Here is a 7,813-nt window from a genome sequence, read left to right as displayed (position 1 = left end):
CCCCCGCTGCTGCGGTTCCCCGCCGTTACCTGGGCCGATGCGGTGATCGCCCGCTTCCTGCTGAACAGCCTGACCGGCGTGCTGGTCATCATCCTGCTGCTCAGCGGCATCCTGGCCGTCATCGACAGCCGGGCGGTGCTGGACCTGCCGAAGATGGCCGTGGCCTCGGGACTGGCGATGGCGCTGGGGCTGGGGGTGGGCATGCTCAACTGCGTGCTGATGGGGCTCTATCCCTTGTGGGAGATGGTCTGGTCGATCATCACCCGGCCGCTGTTCCTCGCCTCCGGCATCTTCTTTCTCTACGATGACATGCCGCAGCTGGCGCAGGACATCCTGTGGTACAACCCGCTGATCCATATCGCCGGGCTGATGCGCGCAGGCGTCTACCCCACCTATACGCCTGCTTACGTGAACGTGCCCTTCGTGCTGCTCACCAGCATGGTGCTGCTGGCGCTGGGGATGGTGCTGATGGGCCGGTTCCACCGGGTGATCCTGAACCGCTGAGCCTGCCGCTCAGCCGCCGTCCCGCCCCGCCGCCAGCGCCATCACCTGGGCATGGCTGCGGCGGGTGTCGCGGCGCAGCCCGTCGCGCACCGCATGGCGCCAGAGCCGCAGGTAGGCCGCCCTGTCCGCCGCCCCGTAGCGCCCGGCCGTCAGCCGCCATTTCACCGCCACCAGCAGGAACAGCGGCCAGAACAGAATGCCCCCTGCCGCCGCCCGGTACATCATCAGCCCGTTGCGGTAGGCGTAATAGACCTTCCACAGCGGCGAAAACACCCGCTGGCGGTCGTTGTGGAAAGTGGAGCAGTCATGCTCAAATGGCAGGCCGGGATCGAACAGGATCTTCTCGCCGCGCCGCCTGAGCCCCAGCGTGTAGATCACGTCATCGCCATAGAGGAACAGGCCCGGGTCCGGATAGCCCGCCGCCGCCACCATCCGGCGCGGCAGAAACAGCCCGACAAAGGAGGTGAGGTCGATCGGCCGCGGCGCCGCCGCCTCATAGTCGCTGTAGGGGATGTGATAGCCGTCGCGCGCCTTCAGCAGGGTGCGCAGGAACACGCCGGGGTTCCAGAACGGGTTGACCGAGGGCCGGTTCATCTCGCAGATGCGGCCGTCCGGGAAATAGACCGCCGCCGCCAGCGCGGTGTCCAGCGGCCGCGGCGCCGCATGGAAGGCGGCCAGGGTGCCGGGCGCAGGCCGGGCATCATCATCCATCACCACCAGCCAGTCCGGCGCGTGGGCTTCCATTGCCCGGCGCATGCCCATCTCGAAGCCGCCGGCGCCGCCGCGGTTTTCGGCACTGCTGCAGACATCCAGCCTGGGGTCGTCCTGCGCCGCCAGCCATTCCGCGGTGCCGTCGGAGGAGGCATTGTCGGCCACCACCACCGCCGCCAGCTCCTGCGCCGGGCTCTCCAAGAGCCGCGCCAGCGTCGCCTGGAGCTTCCTGAGCCGGTTGTGGGTCACCACCACTGCCACCAGCCGCCCGGCCGCCGCCGGGCCTGCGGCCGGATTGGCGGCCCGATTGGCGGCCTGTGCCGGGCTCTCCGCCGGGGTTGCGCTGCTCAGTGCGTCTGCTGCCGTCAAAGGGGGGCTCCCTGCCTGTGAGATGAATCTGCTGCCGGTTCCGGCCCGAAAACTCATAATTCCCCGATACTGTCAAATCCTTTACCGCCCCGGCAGCGGCCCCCTGCCATCGCAAAAACCGGCGGCCGCTTAGGTCCGCTTCGGACCAAATGTTTCGCGCGCGAAACATTTGGTCCGAAGCGGACCTATTTATCAGACCCTGTTCAAGGCAGGTGCCAGGCCGAAGTCAGACCTGTTTCCAGCCGCCGCGGGTCTGGCACCGGGCCGGCAAAAAACCGGTTCCCGCCCTGTCCGGCGCCGTATATCCTTCTAATCTCAGAACAAGGCGGCCGCAAAACCGCCGCCAAAGGGGATTGGGGAAAGGGCATTCCATGCGCATTGCGATGATTGGCACCGGCTATGTCGGACTGGTGTCCGGCGTCTGCTTTTCGGATTTCGGCCATGATGTGGTCTGCGTCGACAAGGACGAAGGCAAGATCGCGCGGCTGAACCAGGGCGAGGTGCCGATCTACGAGCCGGGCCTGGACCAGCTGATGGAAAAGAACGTGAAGGCGGGGCGGCTCAGCTTCACCGCCGATCTGGCGGCTGCGGTCGACGGGGCCGAGGCGGTGTTCATCGCGGTCGGCACCCCGACCCGGCGCGGCGACGGACATGCGGATCTGACCTATGTGATGGCGGCAGCCGAGGAGATCGCCGGAGCGCTGACGGGCTATGCGGTGGTGGTGACCAAATCCACCGTCCCGGTGGGCACCAACCGGCAGGTGAAACAGGTGATCGCCAAGGCCAATCCCAAGGCGGACTTCGACGTCGCCTCCAACCCCGAATTCCTGCGCGAAGGCGCCGCGATCGAGGATTTCATGAAACCCGACCGGGTGGTGGTCGGCGTCCAGAACGAGCGCGCGGCAGAGGTGATGGCGGAGATCTACAGACCCCTCTACCTGCGCGACTTCCCGATCCTGACCACCGACCTGGAATCGGCCGAGCTGATCAAATACGCGGCCAATGCGTTCCTCGCCGCCAAGATCACCTTCATCAATGAAATCGCCGGCCTCTGCGAGCGGGTGGGGGCGGACGTCAAGGAAGTCTCCCGCGGCATCGGATTTGACGGCCGCATCGGCAACAAGTTCCTGCATGCGGGGCCCGGCTATGGCGGGTCCTGCTTTCCCAAGGATACCGCGGCGCTGGCGCGGATCGGCCAGGACCACGCCTTCCCCCTGCGGATCACCGAGACCGTGATGCGGGTCAATGACGAGGTGAAGCACCGGATGGTCGAGAAGCTGCGCGATGCCTGCGATGGCACCTTTAATGGCAAGACCATCGCGGTGCTCGGCGTCACCTTCAAACCCAATACCGACGACATGCGCGAGGCACCGAGCCTGACCATCGTGCCCGCCCTGGTGGGCGGCGGCGCCAAGGTCCGGGTGGTGGACCCGCAGGGCAGGGCGGAAGGCGAGGCCCTGCTGCCCGGGGTCAAATGGGAGGACGATCCCTACAAGGCGGCGCAGAACGCCGACCTGGTGGTGCTGCTCACGGAATGGAACGAATTCCGGGCGCTGGATCTGAAGAAGCTGGCGCGCAAGATGGAGGTGCCGCGGATGGCGGACCTGCGCAATATCTACTCGCCCAAATCCGCCAAACGGGCCGGGTTCGAGACCTATGTGGCGGTGGGTCGTGGCCAGATGAACGGCGCCGCCAAATAGGTCCGGTTCGGACCAAATGTTTCGCGCGCGAAACATTTGGTCAACCATACTGACCTAGTATCAAGCTCTAACAAGGCAAAAAACAGGGCGCGGAAACCGCGCCCTTTGCTGTTCTATCAGAGCCTGATCAGAGCTTTTTCAGCCAGGCTTCCAACTCCTTGACCAGGGCGGCGCTGACGGCCTCGCCGCTGATCTCGATCTTCTGCTCGCTGGGGGTATAGGCCAGCCGCACGCCGCGGCGGGGGGCGGGCAGGATGATCCGCTCACCCGGCATGGCGGCGTCCCAATCGCCGGCGCCGCGCACCCGCGGGGCGCTGACCAGTGGCGGCACCGGGGGTTGGGAGTGTTCCGCATCCCGGCCAGCATTCCGCTCCTTCGCCTGCGCCGCCAGTTGTTCCAGGGTCGGCGGGGCAGGGGGCATATCAGGCTCTAACTTGGGTGATGCCTTCACCTCTGCCTCTGTCAGGCGGGTCAGCACCGCCAGCTCTGCCTCCGGGGAGGAGCGGTCCGCGGCCTGCAGCGCGGCGGTGGCGCGGTCCGCAAACCCCTCATCCGCCTCGATCTCCCGCACCAATGCCAGGCCCAGCTTCTCGCTGATCGCGGTGGGATAGAACAGCACCGCATCCAAGGCTTCCACCAGGGTGACAAAGCTGCCGATCTTGGAGCGCTTGGCTCGGGTCGCATTGCCGAACAGTGCCTGCAGCGCGTATTTGCGGCGGGTAAAGACGCCCTCCTTACAGGCGCGCACCGCGATCCGGGCACGCTCGTAATGCGACAGGTTCACCCGGATCTCGTTTTCCTCGACCATCGCCACATAAGCGCCTTCGGCGCTGCCGGGGGCGATCACCAGCGCCTTCAGCGTGGCGAATTGCGGATCTGATGTTTCTTCATAGAGCCGCTTGAGCGCGGTCAGGCGGCGCCAGCCGGAGATGAGGCCATGGGTGCGCCCGCCAAAGGTATCCTCCAGCGGCACCACTTCCGCCGGGGTCTGCTGGCCGCGGGCGCGGATCGAGTCCATGAGCGATTGCAGCTCTTCCTCGTCCTGCTCGATACGGTCGCGCACCAGATAGTTCTCGTCGATTGCCGCCAGCGGCAGTTCCTCGACCATCAGCCCCTTGGCGCGGGCGTTTTCCAGCACGCCGCTGAGTTCTTGCAGCGCCGCCTGGGCAGAGGCGTCGGACGCCACCTGGGCAATCGGCGCGGCCCCCACGCTGGAGGGGGTGCCAAGCGCCGGTTTGCCGGCAGGCGCCGCTGACAGGTAATCACTTTGCGCCGGGGAGAGCCGTTTGCGTTTTGCCATGATCCTCGTGCCTCTTTCCGGTTGGGGTGCTCACTCTACCCAAAATCTCTTGTTAGGGCCTTAGCCCGCCGCGCGCTGTTCGGCCTCATCCTGCAACACCTCGCGCCGCCAGACGCCGATCAGCAGCTTCTTGAAGGCAGCATAGGTCTCGTCAAAGGTCTCGCGGCCGCGGGCATAGGTCTCGCGGTTGAAGTCGCGGTAGTCGGCCTCGTAGATGCCGCTCACCTGCTCCCCCGCTTGACCGATCAGCGCGGTGAAATCCTGTTTATGAGGGCTGAGCACCCGGCCCATGTAGGCCTGCATGAGTGCGGCCAGCTCGCCCTGCTGGGCGCCGTCGTAGCGGGTGATGACGGCGCGCACCGCGTCCCATTCGAAACTGATGCCGGGCCGGCCGAGGGCGCGGGCGGCCAGGTTCTCGCCCTCCTCGATGCTGGCAAAGGTCGAATGCAGCATGTCAAAGAAGCGCCCCGTCGAGTCGAACTCCAGGAACGACGCGCCCATCGGCACCAGCAGGATGTCAGCCGCCGACAGCCCGTTGATGGTCAGGTAGCCAAGGGCCGGGGGCGTGTCGATGAAGATCACGTCGTACTGGTCCAAGACCCCGTCGGCCTCCAGCCGCTCCGTCAGCGCATCCCACAGCTTCCAGCTGCGCGCCGCCATCCGCCAGACCGGGATCTGGAATTCCGCCCAGTAGAGGTTCAGCTGGGCGCCGATCAGGTCGATGTTGGGCCAGTGGGTATCCTGGATCACGTCCTGTGCGGTCATCTCCATCGCCGCATCCAGCGCCTCGTCCAGCGGCTGCGGGGCGTCGCCGCGGTCGAGCCGGCGCTGGTTCTCCAGGCGCAAGTGCTCACCGTAGTGGCGCGCGAGCAGCGGGAAGGCGGTCTGCCATTCATCCTCCACCTTGCCGCCGAAGATCGAGGTCATGGAGCCCTGGCTGTCCAGATCAATCACCAGCACCCTGTAGCCGTCGAGCGCGGCGGACATCGCCAGATGGGCGGCAGTGGAGGTCTTGCCGACGCCGCCCTTGAAGTTCGCCACGGCGACCATCTTGGCGGGCAGGCCTTGGGGGCGGTAGGGGGTGTAGTCCTTGGCCTTGGATCCTTGCGCGGCAAAGAAGGCGCGCAGGCGCAGAACCTCATCCAGGGTGAACCACTTGGCGCCGCCTTCGGTCTCGGAGCGGCCCTGGGGCAGATCGGGGTTGGCCTTCAGCACCCGGCGGAAATGGGCCTGGGCGACCGGGATCAGGTAGCGGGTGATCTCCCAGGTGGAGAACAGGCGCAGCTCCTTGCGGCCTTCCTCGTTCATGCCGCGGCTGGCGAGGTCAGCGCGCCCTTGCGCGCAGGCGCTTGCGATCTCGGCAAAGCCCGCGGTGCTGGTGGGGTTGTCCAGCTCCGCCAATGCGGCGTCCGGGTCGATGCTGAAATAGGGAGGGAGGCTTGCGTTCGCCTTGTGGATATCTCTGGCCATGAGAGTGCTGCCTGCTGTCGATGGGCCTTCTTGGCCCCGTCCTGTGAAGTACTGCTGTTATAACTCTGCAGCCCTGATGTGCTGCCTTTTTGCCAGAATACCCAAAAACACGGCACATGGAAGAAAAATGCGCATCCCTTTTGGTTTTTCTAAGCAAATCCGGCGGTTGCGGCAGGGGAAAGCGGGGGTGTCCGGGCAGGTGCAAAAAAATCTGCCCAGTTAAATATGGGTTATTTATTAGTTACAGGGGCGGGACGAGTCGCGCAAAGCCCTTTTTTCATGGGTGATCGGGGCAGATTCCGGGAGAGGGATGACTCTGAAACCCCGTTGAAATGACTCCGAACCCCCGATCCAACGATTCCGAACCCCCGTTGCGGCAGGGTGTGGATAACCCTAGGGTGAGTGTAATCAAAACCACGATAAAACGAGTCGCGGACCGGGGCAGAAGATTCCGGCAGACGGCTGAGCAGACGGCGGACAGGCAGATGGCAGCAGAGCTGACGGCGGGGGGACTCCCTCCGGAAGGGCAGGGGGATTTCTTCCTCTGCGATATCTTCGGGGCGATCCCCAAGAACGACCTGGCGTCGATGGAGCATCCGCTGTTCTCGCTTGGCACACGGCCGGACCGGCGGATCCTGAACTACCAGCACAACGGCGCCGAGATCACCGTGACGCCCTCCGTGAAGGGGCTGGCGACGATCCACGACAAGGACATCCTGATCTTCTGCATCAGCCAGCTGATGGCGGCGCTGAATGCCGGCCGCCAGGTCAGCCGGGTGCTGCACCTGAAGGCGCATGACCTGCTGGTGGCCTGCAACCGGGAAACCTCCGGCGATGCCTACCGGCGCTTGCGCGAGGCGTTTGAGCGGCTGGCGGGCACCCGCATCACCACCAATATCGTCACCGGCGGCCAGGAGGTGACCACCGGCTTCGGCCTCATTGAGAAATGGGAGATCGTGCGCAAGGCGCCGGCCGGCAAGAAAGGCGCGGGCAAGATGGTCAGCGTGGCGGTGACGCTTTCGGACTGGCTGTACCGGGCGGTGCTGTCGAAATCGGTGCTGACACTCAGCCGCGATTACTTCCGCCTGAGGAAACCGCTGGAGCGGCGGATTTACGAGCTGGCGCGCAAGCATTGCGGGCGGCAGAACAGCTGGCAGGTCTCGGTGGAGACCTTGCTGAAGAAATCCGGCTCGGCGTCACCGCGCCGGGTGTTCCGCAAGATGATCCGCGACATGATCGACGCGCAGCCCTTGCCCGATTACGCGCTGGAAGAGCTGGAGGGTGATATCATCCGCTTCAGCCAGAAGACGGCGGTGACCGAGGCGGTGCTGAATGCGCCGCAGCTGAAGCCGCAGACGCTGGAGGAGGCACGCGTACTGATCCCGGGCGCTGATGCCTATGCGCTGGAGGCGGAATGGCGCGCCATGTGGGTCCGCTCCGGCGCGCCGCGGCTGCGTGCTCCGGATGCGGCCTTCCTGGGCTGGGTCCGCAAACGCGCCGCGGAATAGGCGGCGGGTGGCCCCCCCTGGCCCCCCTTGGGCCTCCGGGTTTTCATCTTTCCATAAATACTCAGTTTGCCCGGGGCCGCAGGCCGCCGCCTTTGCCTGGAAAGCGGGCCTTTCCCCTCCCTGGAAAGGTCAGCATGATTGACCAAATGTTTCGCGCGCGAAACATTTGGTCCGGACCGGACCTGTTTTGCAGAAGTGTTTGCGGGCGGTCTACCGCTCCCGTCAATTAACAGGCCCGCGCCCGGCCTTGC

The 7,813-nt window shown here is 65.4% G+C and carries 6 protein-coding genes; 3 read left to right on the top strand and 3 right to left on the bottom strand.

The window, feature by feature from the left end:
• A partial coding sequence (locus RA26_RS23280) for an ABC transporter permease (RefSeq protein WP_241482708.1) occupies positions 1–504 on the top strand: 504 nt, incomplete at its 5' end.
• 9 nt (positions 505–513) lie between these two features.
• Here RA26_RS23280 and RA26_RS20885 read toward each other — a convergent pair.
• Positions 514–1,584 carry a glycosyltransferase gene (locus RA26_RS20885; RefSeq protein ID WP_241482707.1) on the bottom strand — a complete coding sequence of 357 codons (1,071 nt, stop codon included), beginning with the start codon at positions 1,582–1,584 and terminating at the stop codon, positions 514–516.
• A gap of 371 nt (positions 1,585–1,955) precedes the next feature.
• On the opposite strand from RA26_RS20885, the gene RA26_RS20880 reads away from it, so the two are divergent.
• Positions 1,956–3,284, top strand: coding sequence for a UDP-glucose dehydrogenase family protein (locus RA26_RS20880; RefSeq protein WP_039187174.1), 1,329 nt, complete (start codon positions 1,956–1,958; stop codon positions 3,282–3,284).
• A gap of 127 nt (positions 3,285–3,411) precedes the next feature.
• Here RA26_RS20880 and RA26_RS20875 read toward each other — a convergent pair whose 3' ends face one another.
• Both RA26_RS20875 and RA26_RS20870 read right to left on the bottom strand, forming a co-directional pair.
• Complete coding sequence (locus RA26_RS20875) at positions 3,412–4,584, bottom strand: ParB/RepB/Spo0J family partition protein (protein ID WP_039187173.1); 1,173 nt, start codon at positions 4,582–4,584, stop codon at positions 3,412–3,414.
• Between the two features lie 60 nt (positions 4,585–4,644).
• Positions 4,645–6,054, bottom strand: coding sequence for an AAA family ATPase (locus tag RA26_RS20870; RefSeq protein WP_039187171.1), 1,410 nt, complete (start codon positions 6,052–6,054; stop codon positions 4,645–4,647).
• A gap of 485 nt (positions 6,055–6,539) precedes the next feature.
• Here RA26_RS20870 and RA26_RS20865 point away from each other — a divergent pair, with 485 nt between their 5' ends.
• Positions 6,540–7,562: a replication initiator protein A gene (locus tag RA26_RS20865; RefSeq protein WP_039187169.1), complete on the top strand. Its 1,023-nt coding sequence runs from the start codon at positions 6,540–6,542 to the stop codon at positions 7,560–7,562.
• Positions 7,563–7,813: the final 251 nt, after the last annotated feature.

This window comes from Leisingera sp. ANG-M7, assembly GCF_000813965.1.
In the GTDB taxonomy this organism is placed as follows: domain Bacteria; phylum Pseudomonadota; class Alphaproteobacteria; order Rhodobacterales; family Rhodobacteraceae; genus Leisingera.
The sequence above is the reverse complement of the archived record's forward strand: the minus strand, read 5'-3'. Positions and strand labels throughout refer to the sequence as shown.

Coding starts and splice junctions, on each gene's coding strand:
- RA26_RS20875 (WP_039187173.1), bottom strand. CDS start 4,584: ATGGCAAAACGCAAACGGCTCTCCCCGGCGCAAAGTGATTACCTGTCA.
- RA26_RS20865 (WP_039187169.1), top strand. CDS start 6,540: ATGGCAGCAGAGCTGACGGCGGGGGGACTCCCTCCGGAAGGGCAGGGG.
- RA26_RS20880 (WP_039187174.1), top strand. CDS start 1,956: ATGCGCATTGCGATGATTGGCACCGGCTATGTCGGACTGGTGTCCGGC.
- RA26_RS20870 (WP_039187171.1), bottom strand. CDS start 6,054: ATGGCCAGAGATATCCACAAGGCGAACGCAAGCCTCCCTCCCTATTTC.